Source organism: Neisseria sp. P0021.S006 (assembly GCF_051956895.1).
This window is the reverse complement of sequence record NZ_JBQCWZ010001141.1, coordinates 1-485: the sequence shown is the minus strand read 5'-3', so window position 1 is coordinate 485 and position 485 is coordinate 1. Positions and strand designations below refer to the sequence as shown.

Below are 485 nucleotides of genomic sequence, written 5' to 3'. Positions count from 1 at the left end.
AAGAAGAATACGCCAAACTCGAACAAGAGCGTGAAATTGCCGTCCGCCGCGCCGAACAAGAGGCCAGCATTGCCGAACAAGAATCTCAGAAAAAACGTGAAGCGGAAGAAGCAAAAATTGCCGCTGAACGCGAAGTGGATTTGAAACGCATTGCCGCCGAGCGCGATATTAAAAACGAAGACATTAGAAAAGCCCAAGCCGTTGAACAGGCAGAGGTTGAACGCCGCAAAGCCATCGAATTGGCCGAGCAAGACCGCGCCATCGCCGTTGCCGAAAAATCACGCGCCGAATCCGAAGCCAAAGCCGAAGCCGACAAAGCCCGTGCCGCAGCTGTTCGTGAAGAAGAAAGCGTGATTACCGTACGCGAAACCGAACGCGCCGAGCGTGCTAAAGCGGTCGAACTGATTGCCGCAGAAGAAGCCGCGCAAAAAGATGCGATTTCGCTCACTGTTGCCGCCGAAGCTGAAAAACAAGCTGCACAAGAC

The 485-nt window shown here is 53.6% G+C and carries 1 pseudogene; it reads left to right on the top strand.

The features are described 5' to 3' along the window. Nucleotides 1–485: pseudogene (locus tag ACTHUM_RS19155) on the top strand (flotillin family protein); the annotation flags it as partial.